This is a genomic window from Pseudomonas nitroreducens TX1 (genome assembly GCF_000313755.1).
GTDB lineage: Bacteria > Pseudomonadota > Gammaproteobacteria > Pseudomonadales > Pseudomonadaceae > Pseudomonas > Pseudomonas nitroreducens_A.
The window spans coordinates 1-22,361 of record NZ_AMZB01000115.1; the positions used below are offsets into that span (position 1 = coordinate 1).

Below are 22,361 nucleotides of genomic sequence, written 5' to 3' on the forward strand. Positions count from 1 at the left end.
CCGGCTCGGATAGCTCCCTCTCCCTTCGGAGCGGGGCGCGTAGCCAGGGCGGGGGGAGAGGGCGTGCCTCGGCACGGTGTTTCAGGTAGGAGCGAGCTCTGTCGGCGAGGTGTCACCGGCAAGTTCGGAGCTGCCGGAAATCGATCGCGGACGGAGTCCGCTCCTACGGTGCTGGATGCTTGGGCGCTGTCTGGTAGGAGCGAGCTTGCTCGCCAAGCGGGCCGAGTACCTAGGGCGAATAACGCCCCCAGCGTTATCCGCCGCTGCGGCGGATAACCCGTTCCCGGTTATGCGCCCTGCGCAGGCACCGGCAGGCTCTTGCGCAGGTCCGCAGGACTCATGCCGTAGGCCCTCTGGAAGTACTGGCAGAAGCGCCCGACGTTGCTGAAGCCCAGGGCCAGGGAAATCTCGCTGACCGACTGCGCGCTGTCCTGCTGCAGGGCGTCATAGGCGCGCTGCAGGCGCACTTCGCGCTGATAGGCGACGATGGAGCTGCCGACGAAACGACGAAAGCCGTCCTGCAACGCGCGCAGGCTGACATGGCTCAGCTCGGCCAGGTCGCTGCCGCTGACCATCGCCTCGGGATGCTCCTGGATGTATTCCATGGCCAGTTTCACGTGGCGGGGTGCGATCTGTGGAGCTGGCCGCCTCAATGCAGCGCTGTAGTTGTGCGGCCAGATGTCCAGTACCGCGTCGACCAGCATCTCCTGCAGGCGCGCCGGCATCAGCGCGCTGGAATGGATCAGCAGGTCGAACTCGTTGCCGGTCGCCATGGCGACAATCGCCTTGATGCCCTGGTAGGCCTCGTTGCCCAGGTCCACCCGTGGCTGGAAACGCACCTTGTGGGTGATCGGCCGGCCCAGCAGCATGGCCAGGCGGCGGGCGAACAGCGAGCGGCGCACCGACAGGCCGTGGTGGGCATGGCCGTCGATGAAGCCCACCGAGCGCACCTGGGTCTTCTCCATGGCCAGGCCGACGTTGGGCAGGCCGACACTGTCGCTGCACTGATTGAAGACGACGCGCCCGGCGCTGGGGAAGATGAAGGTGATCTCGTCTTCCAGGTCCGGCATTTCGGCCAGCAGGTCGCCGCGAAAGCTCAGGCGGCGAAAGCTGACGCCTTCGTAGCGGCCGTAGACTCCGCCGATGGCAATGGGCTTTTCGGGACGCGGCATCCCCGCGTAGAGGTTGCCGAACATGCGCGTGTACAGCTCGCCGAAATCGTCGGCGCTCATGTTCTCCGAGCGGATCAGGAACTGCTTGCGGGCGGGGGTGGTGTCTGCCGTCATGGTCCGTCTTCTGGCTGCGCCGGTCGGCGAAGATGGACGAGCACCTTAGCCGGCAAGGGTTACAACTGCGTGTCGGGGCAGCTCGTCCATGCGTTACCGTCCACGCCCAGGCGCTGGTGCCACTGGGCGATGGACTCCGACGGGTAGTCGTCGAATTGCAGGTCGTGCGGGCCGGCCTGCACCTCGACCCAGCTGGCCTTCGAGCGGAGCAGCAGGTGTGTGTGCTCGGGGGGAACCGGCAAGGGCGTGTCGATGGCCGAGGCGAATGGGTGGATCAGCTCCGGCCAGCGTGAATCGTAGAGCCACAGTCCGCTGCCGCACTGGCTGCAGAAGTGCCGTTCGGCGCCACTGGTGCGGGTACGCTGGCCTGCCTCGCGGATCTTCGCGTGGTAGATGCTGATGTGCTTGCGTCCGCGCACCCTGAGGCTGGCGGCGTCGCCGCCGAGGTTGATCGCATAGCCACCCCCGCCCTGGGTCTTGCGGCAGATCGAGCAGTAGCAGCGCTGGTAGGGGTAGGGATGAGCACTGTGCAGGCTGAAGTGCACGGCGCCGCAGTGGCAGGAACCTTCGAGCAGCATGGCTTCTCTCCATCGGGCTTACCTGGGCAAGGACTCGCGGGGGCGCTGGGAATTCCATCGGATCGCACCGGCGGGACTGGCGGTGCCCCGTGAAGTAGACTAGCCGTCCGCCCAGCGCCGGACTCTGCCCATGCTCAGGAATTTCACCGACCTCGATCTGCGCCTGCTGCGCATCTTCGCTTCCGTGGTGAAGTGCGGCGGCTTCACCGCGGCGCAGGCCGAGCTGAACATGAGCCAGTCGAACATCAGCATGCACATCGGCAGCCTGGAGAAACGCCTGGGCTATCGCCTGTGCGAGCGTGGCAAGGGCGGCTTCCGCCTGACCGCAAAGGGACAGCGGATACTCGAAGCCTCGCAGGCGATGTTCGACGCCATCGGCCTGTTCCGCGACCAGGCTCAGGCACTCTCCGGCCAATTGGTCGGCGAGCTGTACCTGGGCCTGGCGGACAACGTCACGACCCTGCCGCAGGCGCGCTTCGACGAGACCCTGGCGGCCTTCCACGCCCGTGAGCAGGACGTGCAACTGAACCTCTACGTGAACTCGCCCACCGAACTTGAGCTGGCGGTCATCGACGGCCAGCTGGATCTGGCGATCTCCTACTTCAGCCGCACCCGGCCTACGCTGGATTACCTGCCGCTGTACGCCGAGGAGATCGGCGTATTCTGCGGCGAGCGCCACCCGCTGTTCACGGCGCGCAAGCCGACGCTCAAGCAGATCGCCGAGTACAACTGGGTGCGCCATGGCTTCCTGCCGGCGGACCAGGAGCTGCCGTTCCGCCCCGAACGCAGCAGCGCCACCGCCCACCACATGGAGGCGGTGGCGCATTCGGTGCTGGCCGGTACGCACCTGGGCTACCTGCCGACCCACTATGCGAACATCTGGGTCGAGCGCGGTCGAATGAAGCCGTTGCTACCGGAAAAGCTCTGCTACGAGGTGACCCACAGCATGATCACCTACGCCGGTCGGCCCCGCAGCGAGGCCGCCCGCGCCTTCATCGAAGACCTGCTGAGCGTGCACGGTCTCGGCTAGTCCTCAGGCGAGCACGCCGTTGACGGCATTGAGGTAGATGCGCGAGTAGTCCTCGGCCTGAAGCGGCAGGGCGTTGGTCTCGGAGGAGGAGATGTCTGCCACCGCCTGTTCACCGACCCATTGCGCATCTTCGCCAGTGAGGCCCAGCTCCTTGAGCGTGTGGGGAATGCCCACCGCCGAACGCAGCTCCAGCACCCAGCCGAGCAGACCCTCGAAACTGGCTTCCGGCAGTTCCAGGTAGCGCGCCAGACGCGTGGCGTCCGCTTCGATGGCCGGACGATTGGCCACCAGCAGATAGGGCAGCAGTACCGCATTGAGCAAGCCGTGGTGCTTGTGGTGCTTCGCACCCAGCGGGTGGGCCAGCGCGTGCACGCCGCCGAGTCCTTTCTGGAACGCCACTGCGGCGCTGGCCGAGGCCACCAGCATGCCTTCGCGGGCGGCCAGGTCGGTGCCGTTGTGCACGGCGCGCTGCAGGTGCTCCTTCACCAGGCGTACGCCTTCGAGGGCGACGCCGGCGGACATGGGGTGGTAGAGCGGCGAGAACAGCGATTCCAGGTGGTGGGTCAGGGCGTCCATGCCCGTGGCTGCGGTGAGCGACTTCGGCAGGCCAACGGTCAGCGCCGGGTCGAGGATCACCGAACGGGCCAGCAACTCGCGATGGCCGACGACGATCTTGATACCGCGCGTGCTATCGGTCAGCACGGCTTCGCGGCCCAGTTCGGAGCCGGTGCCGGCCGTGGTGGGAATGGCGATCAGTGGCGGCAGGTCGAGGGCCGGGTGATCGCCCAGGGTCGGGTAGCGTTCGATCAGCTGCGACCATTCGAAGTGGTGCAGGCCCTCGGCGTCGCGGCTGAGCAGGGCGATGCCCTTGGCGGCGTCCAGTGCGCTGCCGCCGCCCAGGGCGATCAGCGAGTCATGGCCGCCCTCTGCCAGGGACAGGGCGCCGCGGGTGACTTCTTCCAGTGCGGGGTTGCTGGAGAAAGCGTGGAACAGCGCGTAGTCGATACCCGCGGCTTCCAGGCGGCGTCGCACTTCATGCAGCGGCGGCAGTTCGAGCATGCCGGGGTCGGTGACCAGCAGCGGCTTGCGCATCCCGGCAAGGCGGCAGCGTTCGGCCAGTTGGTCGAGCGCACCCACGCCGCAGAGGATTTCCGTGGGGTAGTTCCAGTAGTTCAGGGTGGACATGACAAGCTCCGGATTTCAGGCATGACCTGTCCGTACCGGCTTTGCGGGGCCAGCAGGGCAGGGCGTGGGAACAGAGGCGCCGGCCAATGCCGGCGCCGATGGGTCAGCCGGCGCGGCCGGCGAAGCTCAGGCTGGTGGCGAGGCGGCGGTGCGGTTTGGCGATGAACAGGTAGGCCAGGCCGAACAGGGCGAGCACGGAGAACACCACGATCACCGCCCAGACCTGGAACCAGGGCGCGCCGGGCGGGGCGAGCATTTCCCGCGGCCAGGCCACGTTGATCGCCTCGAACACCAGCCAGACCACCGCGATGACGTTGACCAGCAGGCCCTTGCGGCCAAGCTTCAGCGCGCCCTTGTCCGGGTTCCAGCGCCCCGTCAGGCGGGCGTACAGCGCGCTGGCGGCGACGATCAGGAAGACGAAGAAGAAGCCGCCGCTGCCAAAGGCGATCAGCGTGCCGACCGCAGTGGCGTTCAGCCCCAGCGCGAGGCCCAGGCTGGCCAGCAGGGTGCTGCAGACCATCGCCGCCATCGGCACCTTGCGCGTGTCCACGCGGCGCAGCAGGGCAGAGCCGGGGAGGATTTCATCGCGGGCCATGCCGAATATCGCGCGGCCGATGTAGGTCTGCACCGAGACGACGCAGGCGACGAAGGCCACCAGCACGATGGCCACGAAGGGTTGCTCGGCCCAGGCGCCGAAGGCATCCACCACCGCGGGGGTCACCGGGTCGATGATCTGCCCGCTGACCACGGCGGCCGGGTCCTTGTACGACAGGGTGACGGCGAAGGCGGTGAGCATCACGGTCAGCCCGACCACCAGCATCGAGCGCAGGATGGCGCGCGGCGTGGAGACGCGGGCGTCGGTGGTTTCCTCGGAAATCTGCGAGCAGGCGTCGAAGCCGAGGAAGGCCCAGCCCCCCACCGCCAGCGCGGTAAGGAAGCCGCTCCAGTAGGACCCGCCGGATGCCTCCAGTGCGCCAAGGCTGCTGAACAGCATCTCGACGGAGTGGTTGCGGAAGAACAGCAGCAACAGCACGCCGATGCCGATGGAGGCGATGGCCTCGGCGAAGATGCCGGCGTTGACGAAGTACTTCAGCGGGTTGATGCCCAGCAGGTTCACCCCCAGCCCGAGGGCCAGTAGCGCTGCGCCGCAGAGCACCTGGGCGTTGGCCGATGGCGGCTCGCCGGCCACCAGCAGGCCGAGCCAGAAGCCGCCCAGGTAGGCAACGGTGGTCAGCGAGGCGAGGGCGGAGGCCAGGTAGAGGAAACCGGTGAACCAGGCCGCGCGGTCGCCGATCAGCCGCCGCACCCACTGGTAGCAGCCGCCGGCCAGGGGAAACTGCGAGGACAGCTCGGCATACACCAGCGCCACGCTCAGCTGCAGTAGCAGGCACAGCGGCACGACCCACACCCAGGACGGCCCGACGCTCATGGCGCCCAGGGACATCACCGAGTAGATGCCCACGACCGGGGATATGGTGGCAAAGCCGACGGAGAACGAGGACCACAGGTTCAGCCCGCGGTCCAGCTCCTGGCGGTAGCCGTGGCTGGCGAGCAGGCTTTCATCGCCGTTGGCGGTGGAGCTGCGAAGGTCAGACATGCCGGCCTCCGATATTCAGGGATAAGGGGGATTCACGGCCAGGCATGAGCGGGCGAAGGCGCATGGGAGATCCTCGGGGCAGTTGGAGTTGTTATCGAGAACCCGCGTCTCTTTAGGACGGCTGAGTAGCTGGCGCTGTCAATACAGCACGTGGCCAGATTAGGGGGCTGCCGCATCAGGAAAAATTCATATTTGATTGGGCTGACATCAGCCATGGCTGATGTTTATCGGGCCGCTGCCGGATGGATGTCAGGGCGGGCGGTGGATTGCCCATGGCGCCGGCGCCAATAAATACTGGCAGAATGCTCTATGGATATTTCCTACCGCCCATGGCTCACATAGACTCGCGCTTCGTGATTCGGGAGAGCGAAGGATGCGCAGACAAGTGCAGTGGGGATTCTGGAGTTTGCTGGCCTTGGCTGGCAGCGCGCAGGCGGCCGAACCCGTGCCCGATCCGTTGTTGCCGGTCGCCACCGGCGAGGCTGGCAGCAGCCGGGACATCCGCGGCGTGCTGCATGCCCGCGATCAGGCGATGCTGTCCAGCGAGCTGGCGGGGCGGATTCTCGAGATGCCGTTTGCCGAGGGGCAGCCTTTCAAGAAGGGCGATGTCCTGGTGCGCTTCGACTGCTCCGCCTACCAGGCCCAGCTCAACGCTGCCCAGGCGGGTGTGCGCGCCGCGTCTGAGGAGCTCTCCCATAACCGTCAGTTGGCTGCGCTCAATTCCGTGGGGCGCTACGAAGTGGCCCTGGCCGAGGCCAGGCAGGCCGAAGCGCAGGCCCAGGCCCAGGTTTATCAGGTGCAGGTTCGCCGCTGCGGTGTGCAGGCGCCCTACGATGGCCAGGTGGTGCAGCGCAAGGCGCAACCCTTCGAAAGCGTGGCCAGCGGCGCTCCCCTGCTGGAGATCGTCGACAACCGCAGCCTGGAAATCCGCCTGCTGGTGCCTTCGCGCTGGTTGTCCAGGCTCAGGCCGGGGGAGCACTTCAGCTTTACCCCGGACGAAACCGGCCAGCCGCTGCAGGTCGAAGTCAAGCGCCTGGGCGCGCGTATCGATGAGGCCAGCCAGACCCTGCTGCTGATCGCCAGCGTACCGCCCACCGCGGGCCTGGTTGCCGGGATGAGCGGCACCGCGCAGTTCGCGGAGCGCCCATGAACGCATCGGTCGGCGGCGCCGAGCGGGTCTTCGCGCTGTTCCTCGGGCTGGAGCGCCAGGCGCGCCTGGCTGCCAGTGCCGAGCAACTGGCCTTCGCCATGGTTAACGACGGCCAGGCCTTGTTCGGCTTCCATCATGCCGCCCTGCTGATCGCCGGCAAGGCGCGTGCGCTCACCGGAGTCAGTGTGGTCGAGCCGAACGCGCCGTTCGTGGCGTTCGTCGAGCGCGCCTGCGGACAACTGCAGGCCAGCGGTTCGCATACTGCGCCGGGCATGGTCGAGCCCGAGGTGCTGGATGCCGCGTGCCGGAGCGACTGGCAGGCATTGTCAGTTGCCCAGGCCTATTGGCTGCCCTTGAAGACTCGCGCCGGTGAAGTCTTCGGTGGGCTCTGGATCGCCCGCGAGCAGCGCTTCAGCGAAGCGGAACAGGCCCTGCTGAGCCAGCTTGGCGATACCTATGCCCATGCCTGGCTTGCCCTGCAGCCGGGCAAGCCCTGGCGCCTGCGCTGGCCGAGGAAGAAGCTGCTGATGTTCGCCGGTGCGCTTTGCCTGCTGCTGCTGTTGCCGGTGCGCCAGTCCGTGCTGGCTCCGGCGGAAGTCGTACCGCAGGGTGGGCGGGTCGTCGCCGCTCCGCTGGATGGCGTCATCGCCGAGTTTCTGGTCAAGCCCAACCAGCCGGTGCTCGCCGGCGACCTGCTGGTGCGCTTCGAAGCCACCAGCCTCAAGGCCCAGGTCGACGTCGCCGAGCGCGCCCTGGGCGTCGCCGAAGCCGAATTGAAGTCGAGCACGCAACGAGCCTTCACCGACGCGGAATCGAGCGCGCGCATCGACCTGCTGGCCGCCCGTGTCGAACAGAAGAACGCGGAGTTGGAATACGCCCGGCAACTGCTCGCGCGCAGCGAGGTGCGCGCCGAGCGAGCCGGCATCGCGGTATTCGCCGATGCCGAGCGCTGGACGGGCCGGCCGGTGCAGACCGGCGAGCGATTGATGCAGATTGCCGACCCGGCGCAGGCCGAGCTGCGCATCGAGCTGCCAGTCGGCGACGCGATTGCCTTGCAGCCCGGCGCCGAGGTGGCACTGTTCCTCGACAGCGATCCGCTGAACCGTTACGACGCTCGTCTCGAACGCTCCGCCTACGAGGCCCAGCCCACCGCAGCCGGACAACTGGGCTACCGCCTGGACGCCAGCTTCATCGATGCCGTGCCGCGTATCGGTCTGCGCGGTACCGCCAAGCTCTCGGGTGACCGAGCGCCCCTGGCCTATTACCTGATGCGGCGGCCGCTGGCGGCAATGCGTCAGAGGCTCGGCTTCTGATGCTGCCCGCGCTGCGCCCCGACCTGAGCCTGTCGGCGGCCGCACCGAACTTCGACGGCTCGCCGCAGTGGACCCTTGCCGACCCCCTGCGCGGGCGCTACTTCAAGCTCGGCGCCAGTGCCGTGCGGCTGTTGCAGCACTGGGCGCTGGGCGACCCACAGCGCGTGCTGGCGGCAGCCAACGGCGAACCCGGCGGGCCGCTGGGCGACAGCGAACTGGAAGAGCTGCTGCGCTTCCTGCGCGGGCACGACCTGATCGCCGCCGTCGATGCCGAACAGCGCGCCAGCTATGCCAGCAAGGCGGCTTCGATGCGCCAGAGCCTGTGGCAGCGCGTCCTGCACCAATACCTGTTCTTCCGCGTGCCGCTCTGGCGCCCGGATGTTTTCCTCAACCGCGCCTGGCCGGTCCTGGCGCGCAACGGCGGCTGGCTGTTGCGCTGGGGCCTGCCGACCGTGCTGTGCCTGGGGTTGTTCCTGGTGGCGCGCGACTGGGATCGCTTCATCTCGACCTTCCCGCACCTGTTCAGTTTCGGCGGGGCGCTGGCTTTCGGCGTGGCCCTGACCTTCGCCAAGCTCTGCCACGAGTTCGGCCATGCCCTCATGGCCAAGCGCGCCGGCTGCCGGGTGCAGAGCATGGGGCTGGCCTTCATCGTGCTGCTGCCGATGTTCTACACCGACGTCAGTGACGCCTGGCGCGTCAACGACCGGCGCTCGCGGCTGCTGATCGGTGCCGCAGGCGTGCTCGCCGAGCTGGTGCTGGCGGTGCTGGCGTTGCTCGCCTGGTCGCTGTTGCCGGACGGGCCGGCGCGTACGTCGGCCTTCATGCTCGCCAGTGCGACGTGGATGACCACCCTGGCAATCAACCTGAACCCCTTCATGCGCTTCGACGGCTACTTCCTGCTCAGTGACCTGTGGGGCGTGGAGAATCTGCAGGCGCGCGCCTTCGCCCTGTGCCGCTGGCGTCTTCGCGAGGCCCTGTTCGGCTATGGTGAACCCAGGCCGGAACCCTGGTCGCCGACCATGTCGCGGCGCTTGCTGGCGTGGGGCTACGGTTCCTGGCTGTGGCGGGCCGTGCTGTTCTTCGGCATTGCCCTGGCGGTGTACCACCTGTTCTTCAAGGTGCTGGGCATCTTCCTGATGCTCGTGGAGCTGGTGTGGTTCATCGGCCTGCCCATCTGGAAGGAGCTGCGCGAATGGTGGAAACGCCGCGACCAGGCCGAGACCGGCAAGGTCCTGCGTACCGCTGGCGGCCTGTCAGTGGTGCTGGCGCTGCTGGCGCTGCCGTGGAACGGTTCGGTGGAGGTCCCGGCGTTGCTCGAGTCTTCGCGTACCAGCGCCTTGCACGCGCCAGTGGCGGCGCGCCTCAAGCAGCTGCACGTCAGGGACGGACAAGCGGTGGCGCAAGGCGAGCTGTTGCTGGAGCTGGAGTCCCCGGACCTGGATTCGCGCCAGGCCATTGCCCGCCGCAAGATCCAGATACTCCAGTTGCTGTTGCGCCGCCAGGCGGGGCGCAGCGAAACCGTGGCGGATGCCGGCATTCTCGAACAGCAACTGGCTGAGGCGGTGGCCGAATACCGTGGCTTCGCCGCCCAGCGCGAGCGACTGCAGCTGCGAGCGCCCCAGGCCGGGGTCGTGCGCGACCTGTTGGCCGATCTGAGCCTGGGGCGCTGGCTCAAGCCCGCCGACCCGCTGGTGCGTATTGTCGAGCCCGGCCTGCGCCTGCGTGGCTACCTCGCCGAGGACGATCTGTGGCGGGTGGAGGCGGGGACCGAAGGCCGTTTCATCGCCGACGATCCGACCCGTTCGGCGTTGCCGGTGCGCCTGGATGACATCGATGCCAATGGCGTGGCCTTCCTCGAACTGGAAGCGCTCAGTTCCGACCACCAGGGCCCGATCGCCGTTCGCCGGGATGGCCAGCAGCGTGCCGAACCGGTGCAGGCGCAGTATGGCGTACGCCTGAGTCCGCTCGAAGCTGCGGCCGAGTTCGCCCAGCCGATACGGGGCGTGGTGGTGCTGGACGGTCGCGGGCAATCGGTGCTGGGCTATGCCTGGCGCCGGCTGGCGGCGCTGGGTGTGCGCGAGAGTGGATTCTAGTCGACATCCTCGATAGTCCTCGGGAACAAGGAGCCGAACCCCGTGTAGGCAAACCCTGTTCCCTGGCCGGTCGCTCGTTCCATCGTCCCTGGGTATCGCGCCGCCATAATTCGCCTTTCAGTCGCTCGCAGAAGCCTCCCACGATGACGATGCCCAGTTCGCTGGCCAGCCGTTGCCAGCGCTGTAGCGTCGGGCCGTCCTGCGCTTCGGAGTGGACGAGCGCTTCGGCGCGGTCTTCGAAGACGTAGCCGCTCTGCGCGAGCTCCGGCAGGACGATGACCTGGGCGCCGCGCAGCGCGGCGGTGCGGATCGCCCGTTCAGCGGCGCGCCGGTTATGGGTCCCCGACGATGGGCGCCACTTGGCTGCAGGCCACGGTGACCGGTTTCGATGCAATCATGGCTGGGGTTCCTGCAGGGGACGGGGTTGAGGGCCGGCAAGGGCGGGCCGCGGAAACAATGTCGGCTTCGCGGATCGCGTCAATCCTGCTCGACGACGGCCTGGCTGGCACGGCACTGCTCGGCTCCTGCGTGCTGCGCGGCGGACGGCGTGATGCCTGCGCCTCAGTCCAGGCTTGCCGGCACTTCGATCTCCACCACGGCGCGATGGTCTTCGTTGCGAAAGCCCACTTGGCCGCCGAAGCTTTCGCAGAGCGCCTTGACGATGGGCAGCCCCAGTCCCCAGCCCTTGGTGTCGCTGCGCGTGGAGATGAAGTAGGGCGTGGCGAGGTTGTTCAGCACTTCCACCGGGAAGCTGCCGGCGTTGCTGACGCTCAGGCGCACCCTCTGCTTCGCCCGTGACAAGGCAATGCGTATCGGTTGCTCTGCCACTCCATGCTTGGCCGCATTGCCCACCAGGTTCTCCAGGATGCGCAGAAAGGCCGTGGTATCCCAGACCACCTCACCGAGCGCACCCTCCAGTTCCAGCGACAGCGGATTGGAGACCTGCAGGCCGAGGGTGCCGATAGAGTCCTGTATCCAGGCCGCCAGGTCGATCCGCTCGCCGCTCAGCTTGATGCCACCGCCGATGCTGACGTGGGAGATATCCAGCAGGTTGGCCACCATGCTGTCCACACGGCGCAGGTTGTCCTCGACGATCTTCAGCAGTTCGTCGGTCCGCCGGGTCGGGCGGCGCAGCATGAGCCCGGTGGCCATGGTGGCGGCAGCGAGCGGGGAGCGCAGATCATGGCTGAACGAGCGCATGAAGCGCTCGAGCATGATCTTTTCCTTGCTGATCTGCTCGGTGCGCGCTTCGGCCCAGTCGCGCTGGCGCTCCACCCGTTGCAACCGCGTGTTGCTCTTCATCAGGCTGCCAATGGTGGCGATCAGCTCGTCGGGGTTGATCGGATGGGTCAGGTAGGCGCGGGCGCCGACGTTCAGGCCGGTGGCCTTGTCCTTGCCGCTGACGAAGGTCGCCGAGATGTTGATGATCGCCGGCAGGCGTTTCGGCCCGAGGCGGCGCTCGGCCTTCTGGATCAGCTCGAAGCCGGTCATGTCCGGCAGGTTGATGTCCAGGATGACCACGTCCACGCCCTGCAGGATCAGCTCCAGTCCCTCCGCGCCGGTGGCCGCTTCCAGCACCTGGTACTGGGAGCCGTCGGCGACTATCTTGCGCAGGATGTAGCGGTTGGCCTCCAGGTCGTCGATGACCAGGACCCTCTTAGCACCCATGCTGTTGCTCCTCCATCAACCGCGACACCTCGCGCAGGACCTGCTCGCCATAGTCCGCAGCGGACTTCTGCACGATGGCCCGCGAATGGCGCGCCAGGCGCTGGCGAGTCGAGTCGTCCAGTGGCTTGGCGGTGTTGATCACGACACGCGAATGCATGCCCCAGTCCATGTTCTCCAGCAGGTCCTCGCCGGCGATGTCCGGCAGGTCGAGGTCGAGGAAGATCAGGTCCGGACGCACCTCGTAGAGCATCTCGATGCTCGCCGCTCCGTTGCTGGCCTCATGGATCGAGGCCTGGCAAGGGCGCAGCAGTGTCGCCAGCAGGTAGCGATCCGCGTCGCTGTCATCCACCACCAGGATATTCATCGCACTGAGATCGACTGCCGGTACCTCGATGGTTGCCTCGTCATGCTCGCGTCTGATGCGCAGCAGGAAGCGGCTGCCGAGCCCCGGGCTGCTGTCCAGGGTGATGCCGCCATGCAGCAGGCTGGCCAGGCGTTGCGCCAGCGGCAGGCCCAGTCCGGTGCCCTGCACCTTGCCCAGCCCGGGGTTGCGGATGCGCGAGAATTCCTCGAAGACCCGCGCCAGGTTTTCCTCGGCGACACCGATGCCGGTGTCCTCGACCAGGAACTCCACGGTGTCGCGGTCGGGCAGGTAGGTGCGCACGCTGATGCGGCCTTCCGGGGTGTACTTGAAGGCGTTGTCGATGAGGTTGCGCAGGGCCTGGAATAACAGGTGCCGGTCGGTATGCAGCAGGACATTGCTCGCCGGGGCCGCCACCTCCCATTGCAATCCGGGATAGCGCAGCGCGATGGCGCTGGCGCACTGGTGCAACTGCTCGGTGAACTCGGCCAGGGTGAAGCGCGTGGACGCGATCTCGATGCGACCGGATTCGGCCTTGGACAGGTCCAGCAGTTCGTTGACCAGGCCGGACAACTCGGAGGCGGCTTCGCTGATGAAGGCCACCTGGCGCTGTTGCTCGGGGTTGAGCGGCCCGTCGTGGCCGTTGAGCAGCAGTTGGCTGATGTTCTCGACGATATTGATCGGCGTGCGTATCTCGTGGGTCATGTTGGCGAAGAAGCGGCTTTTCGAGGCGCTCGCCTCGCGGACTTCCTCGTTGGCCTTCTCTAGTTCCGAATACAGCGCGACGACCCCCTTGTTGGTGTTCTGCAGCTCCAGGTTGATCGCTTCGAGCTCGAGTTGCTTGTTCTGCAACTCGGCGGTGGTCAGCAGCAGTTCGCTGCCGCTCAGTTGCAGTTCGACGAAGGGATCGGCCGCGCCGTTGTGCTGAAGTTGCAGGCGGATGGCCTGGACCTGGCCGGCACCGGGGGTGGCGCGGGAACCTGAAACGTACTTGCAGGCACGTATCCGTGTGCCCTCCGGTGAGGTGCGGATGTCGAACTCGTCCATCAGCCGCTGCGCGCCGCGCAGGCCCAGGCCCATGCCGGTGCGGGAGACGTAGCTGCCCTCGAGGATGCGCTCGACATCCTCGATCCCGGGCCCCTCGTCCCAAGCTTCCACGCATAAGCGCTCCAGCACGCCGCCGGGGCTGCTGGCAATGTCGAAATGAAACAGGCCGCCGCCGGCGTACTGGTAGGTGTTGCGCGCCAGCTCGGAAACCGCCGTGGCGAAGCGGATCTGCTCAAGGTTCGGCAATTCCAGCCAAGCGGCGATCTGCCGCGCACTCTGGCGGCAGGTGACCACATCGATCTCCTCGCGGATGCGAACGGTGGCGATGCGAAGCGTGTCAGACATGTTTGAGAACCACCAGGGTTGCGTCGTCGTTGTGCCGGCGAAAGTCACGGTGCAGCACGCCGGCAATGACTGCCGGGTGACGCGTGGCCAGGCCCGGATAGGCGCCCAGGTCGAAACGGCTGCCGATGCCATCGGAAGCCATCAGCAGGACGGTGGACGGCGACCAGGGATAGCTGAAGCTCTTGATCCGGCCGATCCGGTAACCCACCGTGCCATTGCCCGAGACCATGCTGCGGCTGCGCCCGTCGTCGAGCACGCCGAGGATGTTGCCCATGGCGCAGAAGCGCACCTCACATTGCTGCGGCAGTACTTCGGCCAGCGCCACGGCGCCGCCACGGGTCGAAGCCAGCGCATGGTGCATACGTTCGAGCAACATTTCCTGTGGCAGGTTCAGATCATGTTGCAGGAAGATTTCCCGCGCCCGCGAGCTGGCCAGGCTGGCGGCGTGGCCATGGCCCAGGCCGTCGCAGACCATCAGCCGGTTGCCCTTGCAGGCCCAGGAGTCGCCGCAGCTTTCCTCCCCAGGGTAGGGCGTGCTGAGGCCGGCGACCGTCAGCGGGGCGCCGGGGGCCTGCAGGTCGAAACCGGCGAAGACCACGGTGCCCTGGCCGGGCTGCGAGTAGAGGTCGAAGGTGTCGGCCAGGCGCTTGATGGCGCCAAGGCCCGCGCCCATGGTGCCGGCCGTGGAAAAGCTGTCGCTCAGGCAACGCGCCACGTCCTGCATGCCCGGCCCGCGATCCACCGCGAGCAGTTGCAGGCAGCGCTCGTTCTGGAAGTACAGCATTTCGCCGCCATGGGCGTGCAGCACCAGATTGCGCGCCATTTCCTGAATCACCAGGGTCAGGCGGTCCAGCAGCAGTTGCCCGGCGCCGGCGTCGCGCGCCAGGTTGACCGCCGCGCGGCGCGCGGCATCGATGTGGGCGGTATGGGAGACAGCCAGGTTGAACTGCAGGGCTGCGTCGTTCATTTCCATTTCCAAAGCTCGATGGTGGTCCCTGTCCCTGGCGCGCTTTGGATGGTGAACTGATCCACCAGCCGGCGCGACCCGCTCAACCCCAGCCCCAGGCCATTGCCGGTGGTGTAGCCATCCACCAGCGCCTGCTCGATGTTGGCGATGCCCGGGCCCTGGTCGCTGATTACCAGATGCACGGCCGCGCGGCCTTCGCGATGGGTGATTTCCAGCAGGCACTCGCCGCCGCCGCCGTAGAGCAGGGCGTTGCGCGCGATTTCACTGGCCGCGGTGACGATCTTGGTCTGCGACACCAGGCCCAGGCGTACTTCCTCGGCGGCTTTGCGGACCTTCTGGCGGATCATGACAATGTCAGTTTCCTGCTTCAGTGGGAGCGTTTGTGTCGTCGTCACTCTCCGGCCCCCTGTCGTCAGCCTCGTCATCCAGGCTGTTTTCCAGCCAGCGCATGCCTTTTTCGATGTTGAGCGCCGTGGCGATGCCTTCCAGCGAGAGGCCGAGTTCGACCAGGGTGATGGCCACCGCCGGCTGCATGCCGACTACGATCACCTTGGCATCGAGAATGCGCGATACGTTGGCGATGTGGGAAAGCATCCGGCCGATGAAGGAGTCGACGATTTCCAGCGCCGAGATGTCGATCAGCACGCCGCGCGCCTTGTGGCGGACGATCTGCTCGGTGAGGTCCTCCTGCAGGTCCATGGCCAGCTGGTCGTGCATGTCCACCTGGATGCTGAGCAGCAGGTACCTGCCCATCTTGAGAATCGGGATGCGATCTACCATGGCGATATCCTCAGCGGGCCCTGTCCGCATGGGTAATGCGTACGCCCAGCTGCTTGAGGGCGAGCTTGAAGGCGTCGGCCAGCGAGGCCTTGGTCACCACCTCGCCCAGCTCCACGCCCAGGTGCACGATGGTGGCGGCGATCTGCGGGCGGATGCCGCTGATGATGCACTTGGCGCCCATCAGCTTGGCTGCGGTGATGGTCTTGAGCAGGTGCTGCGCGACCATGGTGTCCACCGTCGGCACGCCGGTGATGTCGATGATCGCCAGGTCCGATTCGGTCTCGACGATCTTCTGCAATAGCGATTCCATGACGATCTGCGTGCGGTTGCTGTCCAGCGCGCCGATCAGCGGCACCGCCAGCACGCCGTCCCAGAGTTCCACTACCGGCGTCGACAGCTCCAGCAGGCTTTCCTGCTGTTCGCGGATTACCGCCTCACGGCCGCTCATGAAGTATTCCAGGCTGAACAGGCCGAGCTGGTCGATCAGCTTGCTGATCTTCCAGACCGACTCGATGGTGGCATCGGGCTGCTTCTGCAGCAGCGAGAACAGCGGCTCCTTGAGGGAAAAGATGAAGGTGGCGGTTTCCGATGGGCTGAAGCCCTGCCGCGCCTGGGTCAGGGAGAGGCGCTCGAGCTGCGACTTGAGCGGCTTCCAGATCGCCGACTCGAAGTTCGGTACGCCCTGGGCGAGGGCCATGGTGAAGGCCTTGAGCAGGTCCTGGGAGTTCTGCTGGACCGCGCGCTCGTCGATCAGGTCCAGCCGCAGCCCTACGGCTCGCTGTGCCTCCATCCAGTCGGCGAGGAGCTGTTGTTCGTTCTGTTTGAAGAGTTCAGCAAGCGAAGTGTCGAGCATGGTCGGCTTCCCGGTTGTGTGAATGGGCGAAACGGCATGGCGGAACCGACTCGGGAAAAAACCGTGAAGTTCAGATTATTTGCACGAAAGTTCTGAAATCATTTGTTCCGACGCGCCGATGGGACCTCCCAGACGCCACCATCGCCGACCACGAAAACCCGTTCGTTTTCGTCGATTTTCCAGGTCATGGCCCCGGTGAAATTGCCGAAGGCGGGCAGCAGGCTCAGCCCTTCGCCGATCACGAAGCATGGCAGGCGCACCTGCTGTCGGCCGCGGCCGCGCAGCACGAAAGCCGGATGCAGGTGACCTGCCAGTACGTGATGGCTCGCATGGGGAGCAGGCTCGTGTTGCAGCGCGAAGGGGCCGAGCAGCAGCGGCTCGCCGACCACTTCGATATTCCATGTGGCGGGAGGGTCTCCGGCACGCTCGTCATGGTTGCCGCGCACCAGCGTGATGGGTAGCGCCGCATGCCGGTCGCGCCACAGCTCAAGCGCCTCCAGGGTGCGAGCGGTGCGCGCCTCGCGGCTATGCAGGAAGTCGCCGAGAAAGATCAGCCGCCGGCACGGTAACTGCGCCAACAGGGCGTCGAGCCGCTGGAGATTGCCGGCAGTGGTGCCGCCGGGCACCGGCTGCCCCAGCGCGCGATAGCTCGCCGCCTTGCCGAAGTGGATGTCGGCGACCATCAGCACCTGCCCGGTGGGCCACCACAGCGCTCTCTCCGCCAGCAGCCAGAGTTCGCTGCCGGCCACCTGCACGGCCTGATGGGACGGGTGCGGGTGGCTCATCGGTCTGGGCGCTGCTTCGATGGGCGCGGACGGCCGTCCTTGGTTCGCCGGGGTCGCCGCGCGCGCGACATGCGCGGGTCGCTTTCGACGCTGACCGACACGGCCGTTTCGCTCGCAAAGGCGCCCGGGCCGGCGGCCTGCTCCAGATCGGCGACCATGCGCCGGATGCGGTCGGCGAGCTTCTCCGAGGACAGGCTTTCGCGCAAGCGCTCCACCAGCAGCGGAAAGGCGAAAGGCGTGGCGCGCGGGATCGGCCGCAGGTCCAGCTGCAGCGAGCGCATGCGCTGCAGGGTTTGTTGCAGGCGCTGCACTTCCAGCTCCTGGCGCAGCACCTCCTGCCGGGCCTGCATCAGCAACAGGTTGTCCGGGTCGTACTGCCGGAACACATCGAAGAACAGCCCGCTGGACGCCTGCAGCTGGCGCGCGCTCTTCGGCGCACCGGGGTAACCGGTGAAGACCAGGCCGGCAATCCGCGCAATCTCGCGAAAGCGCCGCCGCGCAAGCTCACCCGCATTCAGGCTGGCGAGCACTTCGGGGAGCAGGTCGTCGCTGTCGAACAGCGCCGGGGTCAGCGCCGCGGCGAAATCCAAGGGGCTGGCGCTGAGCAGCTCCAGGCCGTAGTCGTTGACCGCGAGAGAGAAGCTCAGCGGCGCATGCCGCGCCAGTCGCCACGCCAGCAGGCTGGCGAGGCCCAGGTGCACCGAGCGTCCGGCGAAGGGGTAGAGGAACAGGTGCCAGCCTTCGCGGGACTTCAGCGTCTCGGCCAGCAGGGTGGTCCTGCCGGGCAGGGCTGACCAGGCTTTCTGGATGTCCAGCAGTGGCCGCAGCAGGCGCATTTCCGGGCCGATGAATTGCTCCTGGTCCGCCGCATCGAGCTTGTCCAGCATGGCGTCGGCCAGCTCGCTGGAGAGTGGCATGCGCCCGCCGTTCCAGCGCGGGATGGCAGCCTTGCGGACGGTGGCGCGGCGCACGTAGACGGTCATGTTGTCTACTTCCACCAGCTCCAGGGTGCGTCCGGCAAAGAGGAAATTGTCGCCGGGACGCAGGCGGGCGATGAAGCCTTCCTCGATGCTGCCCAGCGAGCCGGCATTGTTCCTGCCCCAGAACTTCACCGTCAGGCTGGCATCGCTGACGATGGTGCCGATGCTCATGCGGTGGCGCCGCGCAAGACGCGCGTCGGGTACTTGCCAGAGGCCGTCGGCGTCAGGCTCTGCGCGGCGGTAGTCGGGGTAGGCGGTGAGCGCATGACCGCCGTGGCGGATGAATGCCAGCGCCCACTGCCACTCACTGTCGCCCAGATCCCGGTAGGACCAGGCACTGCGGACCTCCGCGAGCAGGTCCTGAGCGAGGAAGCCGCCGCCCAGCGCCATGCTCACCAGGTGCTGCACCAGGACATCGAGCGGCTTCTCCGGCGCCTGGCGCGCCTCGACCCTGCCTTCGGCCACTGCCGTACGCGCGGCGGCCGCTTCGAGCAATTCCAGGCTGTGGGTCGGCACCAGGGTGGCGCGGGAAGGGCGCCCCGGCGCATGGCCGGATCGCCCGGCGCGCTGCATCAGCCGCGCCACGCCCTTGGCCGAGCCGATCTGCAGCACGCGCTCCACCGGCAGGAAGTCCACCCCCAGGTCCAGGCTCGACGTGCAGACCACCGCCTTGAGCTGCCCCTGCTTGAGCGCCACTTCCACCCAGTCGCGCACTTCCCTGGCCAGCGAGCCGTGATGCAGGGCGAGCAGGCCGGCCCAGTCCGGGCGCGCTTCGAGCAGGGCCTGGTACCAGGTTTCCGCCTGCGAACGGGTGTTGGTGAACACCAGCGTGGTGCTGCTGGCCTCCAGTTCCTCGACCACCTGCGGCAGCATGCGCAGCCCGAGGTGCCCGGCCCAGGGGAAGCGCTCGAGGCCCGGCGGCAGCAGGGTATCGATGCGCAAATCCTTGGCGGTCTTGCCCTGTACCAGGCGCCCGGCGGGCATCAGCACCTCGCGGGCATGGGCCAGGTTGCCCAGCGTGGCGGACAGCCCCCACACCAGCAGTTGCGGCTGCCAGCGGCGCAGGCGGGCGAGGGCGAGCTGCAACTGCACGCCGCGCTTGTTGCCCAGCAACTCGTGCCATTCGTCCACCACCAGCATGCGCAGGTGGGCGAAAGTCTTGCGGGCATCGGCGCGGGTCAGCAGCAGGGTCAGGCTTTCCGGTGTGGTGATCAGCACGCTGGGGAGACGCCGGTCCTGGCGGGCACGTTCGGCGCTGTCGGTGTCGCCGGTGCGCATGCCCACGCTCCAGCCGATCTGCAGGTCATCCAGCGGCACCTGCAGGGCGCGCGCGGTATCGGCGGCCAGCGCGCGCATCGGGGTGATCCACAACAGCGTCAGCGGCGCCATGGCCGGTTGGCGGCGGCGCGGCGGGGCATCTGCCGCAGGCGCTTGCCGGACGAAACGGTCGAGCGCGGCGAACCAAACCGCGTAGGTCTTGCCGGCGCCGGTGGAGGCGTGCAGCAGTCCCGACTCGTCGTTCGCGACGGCCCGCCAGACCTCGCGCTGGAAGGCGAAGGGCTTCCAGCCCTGGCCGGCGAACCAGTGTTTCGAGGGGCGCTCCGCCTGCCGCGGCATCAGAGCAACCCCTGCAGGGTGGCCAGGGTGTCGGCTTGCTCCACGGACTTGTCGGTACGCCAGCGCAGCATGCGCGGAAAGCGCACCGCAACGCCGCTCTTGTGCCGCTTGGACAGCGAGATGCCTTCGAAGCCCAGTTCGAAGACCAGGGTGGGGGTGACGCTGCGCACCGGGCCGAATTTCTCCACGGTGGTCTTGCGGATGATCGCGTCGACCTTGCGCATCTCCTCGTCGGTCAGCCCCGAGTAGGCCTTGGCGAAGGGCACCAGCACGCGCTCGCCGGGCGCCGAGTCGTCCCACACGGCGAAGGTGTAGTCGCTGTACAGGCTGGCGCGGCGGCCGTGGCCGCGTTGCGCGTAGATCAGCACGGCGTCGACACTGAAGGGATCGATCTTCCACTTCCACCACAGGCCGAGGTCGCGGGTGCGGCCCACTCCGTACAGCGAGTCGCGGCGCTTGAGCATCATCCCTTCGACGCCAAGCCGGCGCGATGCTTCGCGTTGGCGGGCGAGGTCCAGCCAGTCGGCGCCGCTCAGCTGCGGCGAGAGCCGCAGGTGGCTGTCGGCGATCTGGGCGACCAGCAGTTCCAGGCGTGCACGGCGCTCATCCTGGTGGCGATTGCGCCAGTCCTCGCCGCGCCACTCCAGCAGGTCGTAGGCCAGCAGCGCAGCCGGCACGTCCTCCAGCAGCTTCCGGCTCAGGGTCTTGCGGCCGATGCGCTGTTGCAGCAGGGCGAAGGGTTGGATGCCGAACTGCGCGTCGCTGCCGACGGGCGGCTCCTTCCACACCACCAGTTCACCGTCGAGTACCGTGCCGTCGGGCAAGGCATCGGCCAGCTCGCGCAGTTCCGGGAAGCGTTCGGTGATCAGCTCCTCGCCGCGCGACCAGAGCCAAGCCCGGCCGTCGCGTTTCACCAACTGCGCACGGATGCCATCCCACTTCCATTCCACAAGCCAGTCCTGCGCGGGGCCCAGCAGGGTCTCGAAACGTTCCACCGGTTCCTGCAACGGATGGGCGAGGAAGAAGGGGTAGGGCTGGCCACCGCGCTGGGCGTGTTCGTCGCCGGACTCGGCAGCGATCAGCGCGAGGTAACGCTGCGCCGTCGGCCGGTGCGACAGGTCGGTGTAGCCGACCATGCGCTGCGCCACGCGCTTGGCGTCGACGCCGGCCAGGGCGGCGAGGGCGCGGGTTACCAGCAGCTTGGAAACGCCGACGCGGAAGGCACCCGTGAGCAGCTTGATGCTGACCATCAGGCTTTGCCGGTCCAGACGCGTCCACAGTGCCTGCAGGCGCTCGCCCAGTTCCTCGGGGGGCAGGCCGCGCAGTGGCAGCAATTGCTCCAGCCACCACTCCAGGCCTTCTTCGGAAGCCTGCGCGGATTCGGGAAGCAGCAGCGAGATGGTTTCGGCCAGATCGCCCACGGCCTGGTAGCTTTCCTCGAACAGCCAGTCCGGCAGGCCCGACAGACGCGTTGCCAGTTCGCGCAGCAGGCGCGTCGGCACCACCTGCCGCGGTCGCCCGCCGGCGAGGAAATACACCGCCCAGGCCGCGTCCTGCGGCGGGGCGGCGGCGAAGTAGTCCTGCAGCGCGGCGAGCTTGGCGTTGCTCGAGGTGGTGGCGTCGAGGCGGGCATAGAGTTCGGCGAAGGCTTTCATGACGCGCTCTGCTCCAGGGTGTCGTCTTCTTCGCCGTATTCGGTCCGGAAGGCGCGGGCGTCCAGGCCTTTTTCGCCGAGGTAGCGCACCAGCACGTTGACCTGCCCATGGGTGACCATCACCCGCTCGGCGCCGCTCTGCTCGATGGCCCACAGCAGACCGGGCCAGTCGGCGTGGTCGGAGAGCACGAAGCCGCGGTCGACGCCGCGCCGCCGCCGCGCCCCGCGCAGCAGCATCCACCCGCTGGCGAAGGCATCGCTGTAGTCGCCGAAGCGGCGCATCCAGGTGCTGCCGCCGGCCGAGGGCGGCGCGAGGATCAGCGCCTGGCGCAGTCGCGGGTCGTTCCTTGCAATCTCGGTGGCGAACGCGGTAGGTGGAATGCGCACGCCCGCGGCGCGATAGACCTGGTTGAGCGGCTCGACGGCGCCATGCACGAGAATCGGCCCGATGCTGTCGTCGATGCCGTGAAGGATGCGCTGGGCCTTGCCGAAGGCATAGGCGAACAGCACGCTGGCACGGCCGGCGGCGGCGTTGGCGCGCCACCAGGCATCGACCTCGGCGAACAGCTGTGCCTGGGGCTGCCAGCGGTAGATCGGCAGGCCGAAGGTCGACTCGCTGATGAAGGTATGGCAGCGCACCGGTTCGAACGCCGTGCAGGTGCCATCGGGCTCCACCTTGTAGTCGCCGGAAGCCACCCAGACCTCGCCGCCGTACTCCAGGCGCACCTGCGCAGAGCCGAGTACGTGTCCGGCCGGGTGGAAACTGAGCGTCACGCCGTGGTGATCCAGGCGCTCTCCATAGGGCAGGGTCTGCAAGTCGATGTCCTGGCCCAGGCGCGAGCGCAGGATGCCCTCGCCGGGCGCCGCCGCCAGGTAATGGCGATTGCCCCAGCGTGCGTGATCGCCGTGGGCGTGGGTGATGACCGCGCGCTCGACCGGGCGCCAGGGATCGATGTAGAAGTCGCCAGGCGGACAGTAGAGACCTTCAGGGCGAGCGATGACCAGATCCATGCGGCGCACCTTTCGCGGCGGGGGTGGGTTAAAGCTCAGAGCGCCGCTGCGATGTCGAGGT

17 protein-coding genes and 2 pseudogenes are annotated in these 22,361 nt (G+C 67.4%); 4 read left to right on the forward strand and 15 right to left on the reverse strand.

Features of this window, described 5'->3' with window-relative positions; translation table 11 throughout:
* Nucleotides 1-287 precede the first annotated feature (287 nt).
* Nucleotides 288-1,286 carry an AraC family transcriptional regulator gene (locus tag C167_RS0115380; protein ID WP_017519169.1) on the reverse strand — a complete coding sequence of 333 codons (999 nt, stop codon included), beginning with the start codon at nucleotides 1,284-1,286 and terminating at the stop codon, nucleotides 288-290.
* Between the two features lie 59 nt (nucleotides 1,287-1,345).
* Nucleotides 1,346-1,864 carry a GFA family protein gene (locus C167_RS0115385; RefSeq protein ID WP_017519170.1) on the reverse strand — a complete coding sequence of 173 codons (519 nt, stop codon included), beginning with the start codon at nucleotides 1,862-1,864 and terminating at the stop codon, nucleotides 1,346-1,348.
* 130 nt (nucleotides 1,865-1,994) lie between these two features.
* On the opposite strand from C167_RS0115385, the gene C167_RS0115390 reads away from it, so the two are divergent.
* Nucleotides 1,995-2,894 carry a LysR family transcriptional regulator gene (locus tag C167_RS0115390; RefSeq protein ID WP_017519171.1) on the forward strand — a complete coding sequence of 300 codons (900 nt, stop codon included), beginning with the start codon at nucleotides 1,995-1,997 and terminating at the stop codon, nucleotides 2,892-2,894.
* A gap of 3 nt (nucleotides 2,895-2,897) precedes the next feature.
* Here C167_RS0115390 and C167_RS0115395 read toward each other — a convergent pair whose 3' ends face one another.
* On the reverse strand, nucleotides 2,898-4,079 hold the full coding sequence (locus C167_RS0115395; RefSeq protein WP_017519172.1) for an iron-containing alcohol dehydrogenase: 1,182 nt from the start codon (nucleotides 4,077-4,079) through the stop codon (nucleotides 2,898-2,900).
* A 102-nt stretch (nucleotides 4,080-4,181) separates the two neighbouring features.
* Nucleotides 4,182-5,676 (reverse strand): annotated as a pseudogene (locus C167_RS0115400) (APC family permease); the annotation flags it as partial.
* A gap of 373 nt (nucleotides 5,677-6,049) precedes the next feature.
* Here C167_RS0115400 and C167_RS0115405 point away from each other — a divergent pair.
* Genes C167_RS0115405 through C167_RS0115415 form a run of 3 tightly spaced genes read left to right on the forward strand, consistent with a single transcriptional unit; the run spans nucleotide 6,050 to nucleotide 10,232 of the window.
* A complete protein-coding gene (locus C167_RS0115405) occupies nucleotides 6,050-6,826 on the forward strand; it encodes an efflux RND transporter periplasmic adaptor subunit (RefSeq protein WP_026079081.1) in 777 nt (258 codons plus the stop codon).
* A complete protein-coding gene (locus C167_RS0115410) occupies nucleotides 6,823-8,139 on the forward strand; it encodes an efflux RND transporter periplasmic adaptor subunit (RefSeq protein WP_017519175.1) in 1,317 nt (438 codons plus the stop codon). The genes C167_RS0115405 and C167_RS0115410 overlap by 4 nt, the downstream gene beginning before the upstream one ends.
* Nucleotides 8,136-10,232, forward strand: a complete 2,097-nt coding sequence (locus C167_RS0115415; protein WP_026079082.1) for an efflux RND transporter periplasmic adaptor subunit — start codon at nucleotides 8,136-8,138, stop codon at nucleotides 10,230-10,232. Before C167_RS0115410 ends, C167_RS0115415 begins: the two co-directional genes overlap by 4 nt.
* A 109-nt stretch (nucleotides 10,233-10,341) precedes the next feature.
* On the opposite strand, the pseudogene C167_RS33750 reads toward C167_RS0115415, so the two are convergent.
* The 11 genes and pseudogenes from C167_RS33750 to C167_RS0115470 all read right to left on the reverse strand — a co-directional run.
* Nucleotides 10,342-10,630 (reverse strand): annotated as a pseudogene (locus tag C167_RS33750) (nitrilase-related carbon-nitrogen hydrolase); the annotation flags it as partial.
* A gap of 163 nt (nucleotides 10,631-10,793) precedes the next feature.
* On the reverse strand, nucleotides 10,794-11,900 hold the full coding sequence (locus C167_RS0115425; protein ID WP_017519178.1) for a response regulator: 1,107 nt from the start codon (nucleotides 11,898-11,900) through the stop codon (nucleotides 10,794-10,796).
* Entirely contained in the window at nucleotides 11,890-13,653 is a 1,764-nt protein-coding gene (locus C167_RS0115430; RefSeq protein WP_017519179.1) for an ATP-binding protein, read from the reverse strand. The genes C167_RS0115425 and C167_RS0115430 overlap by 11 nt, the downstream gene beginning before the upstream one ends.
* Nucleotides 13,646-14,620 carry an ATP-binding SpoIIE family protein phosphatase gene (locus C167_RS0115435; RefSeq protein WP_017519180.1) on the reverse strand — a complete coding sequence of 325 codons (975 nt, stop codon included), beginning with the start codon at nucleotides 14,618-14,620 and terminating at the stop codon, nucleotides 13,646-13,648. The genes C167_RS0115430 and C167_RS0115435 overlap by 8 nt, the downstream gene beginning before the upstream one ends.
* Nucleotides 14,617-14,967: an anti-sigma regulatory factor gene (locus C167_RS0115440; RefSeq protein ID WP_017519181.1), complete on the reverse strand. Its 351-nt coding sequence runs from the start codon at nucleotides 14,965-14,967 to the stop codon at nucleotides 14,617-14,619. Before C167_RS0115440 ends, C167_RS0115435 begins: the two co-directional genes overlap by 4 nt.
* Nucleotides 14,968-14,974: 7 nt before the next feature.
* Complete coding sequence (locus C167_RS0115445; RefSeq protein WP_017519182.1) at nucleotides 14,975-15,400, reverse strand: STAS domain-containing protein; 426 nt, start codon at nucleotides 15,398-15,400, stop codon at nucleotides 14,975-14,977.
* 10 nt (nucleotides 15,401-15,410) lie between these two features.
* The gene (locus C167_RS0115450) at nucleotides 15,411-16,253 is read right to left on the reverse strand and encodes an STAS domain-containing protein (RefSeq protein WP_017519183.1); all 843 of its coding nucleotides are present in this window, start codon (nucleotides 16,251-16,253) and stop codon (nucleotides 15,411-15,413) included.
* 98 nt (nucleotides 16,254-16,351) lie between these two features.
* The gene (gene pdeM, locus C167_RS0115455) at nucleotides 16,352-17,038 is read right to left on the reverse strand and encodes a ligase-associated DNA damage response endonuclease PdeM (protein WP_017519184.1); all 687 of its coding nucleotides are present in this window, start codon (nucleotides 17,036-17,038) and stop codon (nucleotides 16,352-16,354) included.
* Nucleotides 17,035-19,635, reverse strand: coding sequence for a ligase-associated DNA damage response DEXH box helicase (locus tag C167_RS0115460; RefSeq protein ID WP_017519185.1), 2,601 nt, complete (start codon nucleotides 19,633-19,635; stop codon nucleotides 17,035-17,037). Before C167_RS0115460 ends, pdeM begins: the two co-directional genes overlap by 4 nt.
* Nucleotides 19,635-21,290: an ATP-dependent DNA ligase gene (locus tag C167_RS0115465; protein WP_017519186.1), complete on the reverse strand. Its 1,656-nt coding sequence runs from the start codon at nucleotides 21,288-21,290 to the stop codon at nucleotides 19,635-19,637. The genes C167_RS0115460 and C167_RS0115465 overlap by 1 nt, the downstream gene beginning before the upstream one ends.
* A complete protein-coding gene (locus tag C167_RS0115470) occupies nucleotides 21,287-22,300 on the reverse strand; it encodes a ligase-associated DNA damage response exonuclease (protein ID WP_017519187.1) in 1,014 nt (337 codons plus the stop codon). Before C167_RS0115470 ends, C167_RS0115465 begins: the two co-directional genes overlap by 4 nt.
* Nucleotides 22,301-22,361: the final 61 nt, after the last annotated feature.

What these genes read in the sequence shown, in the direction of transcription:
- C167_RS0115410 (WP_017519175.1), top strand. Translation starts at nt 6,823, where the DNA reads ATGAACGCATCGGTCGGCGGCGCCGAGCGGGTCTTCGCGCTGTTCCTC.
- C167_RS0115395 (WP_017519172.1), bottom strand. Translation starts at nt 4,079, where the DNA reads ATGTCCACCCTGAACTACTGGAACTACCCCACGGAAATCCTCTGCGGC.
- C167_RS0115450 (WP_017519183.1), bottom strand. Translation starts at nt 16,253, where the DNA reads ATGCTCGACACTTCGCTTGCTGAACTCTTCAAACAGAACGAACAACAG.
- C167_RS0115430 (WP_017519179.1), bottom strand. Translation starts at nt 13,653, where the DNA reads ATGTCTGACACGCTTCGCATCGCCACCGTTCGCATCCGCGAGGAGATC.
- pdeM (WP_017519184.1), bottom strand. Translation starts at nt 17,038, where the DNA reads ATGAGCCACCCGCACCCGTCCCATCAGGCCGTGCAGGTGGCCGGCAGC.
- C167_RS0115425 (WP_017519178.1), bottom strand. Translation starts at nt 11,900, where the DNA reads ATGGGTGCTAAGAGGGTCCTGGTCATCGACGACCTGGAGGCCAACCGC.
- C167_RS0115465 (WP_017519186.1), bottom strand. Translation starts at nt 21,290, where the DNA reads ATGAAAGCCTTCGCCGAACTCTATGCCCGCCTCGACGCCACCACCTCG.
- C167_RS0115390 (WP_017519171.1), top strand. Translation starts at nt 1,995, where the DNA reads ATGCTCAGGAATTTCACCGACCTCGATCTGCGCCTGCTGCGCATCTTC.
- C167_RS0115470 (WP_017519187.1), bottom strand. Translation starts at nt 22,300, where the DNA reads ATGGATCTGGTCATCGCTCGCCCTGAAGGTCTCTACTGTCCGCCTGGC.
- C167_RS0115460 (WP_017519185.1), bottom strand. Translation starts at nt 19,635, where the DNA reads ATGCCGCGGCAGGCGGAGCGCCCCTCGAAACACTGGTTCGCCGGCCAG.
- C167_RS0115440 (WP_017519181.1), bottom strand. Translation starts at nt 14,967, where the DNA reads ATGATCCGCCAGAAGGTCCGCAAAGCCGCCGAGGAAGTACGCCTGGGC.
- C167_RS0115405 (WP_026079081.1), top strand. Translation starts at nt 6,050, where the DNA reads ATGCGCAGACAAGTGCAGTGGGGATTCTGGAGTTTGCTGGCCTTGGCT.
- C167_RS0115385 (WP_017519170.1), bottom strand. Translation starts at nt 1,864, where the DNA reads ATGCTGCTCGAAGGTTCCTGCCACTGCGGCGCCGTGCACTTCAGCCTG.
- C167_RS0115445 (WP_017519182.1), bottom strand. Translation starts at nt 15,400, where the DNA reads ATGGTAGATCGCATCCCGATTCTCAAGATGGGCAGGTACCTGCTGCTC.
- C167_RS0115435 (WP_017519180.1), bottom strand. Translation starts at nt 14,620, where the DNA reads ATGAACGACGCAGCCCTGCAGTTCAACCTGGCTGTCTCCCATACCGCC.
- C167_RS0115380 (WP_017519169.1), bottom strand. Translation starts at nt 1,286, where the DNA reads ATGACGGCAGACACCACCCCCGCCCGCAAGCAGTTCCTGATCCGCTCG.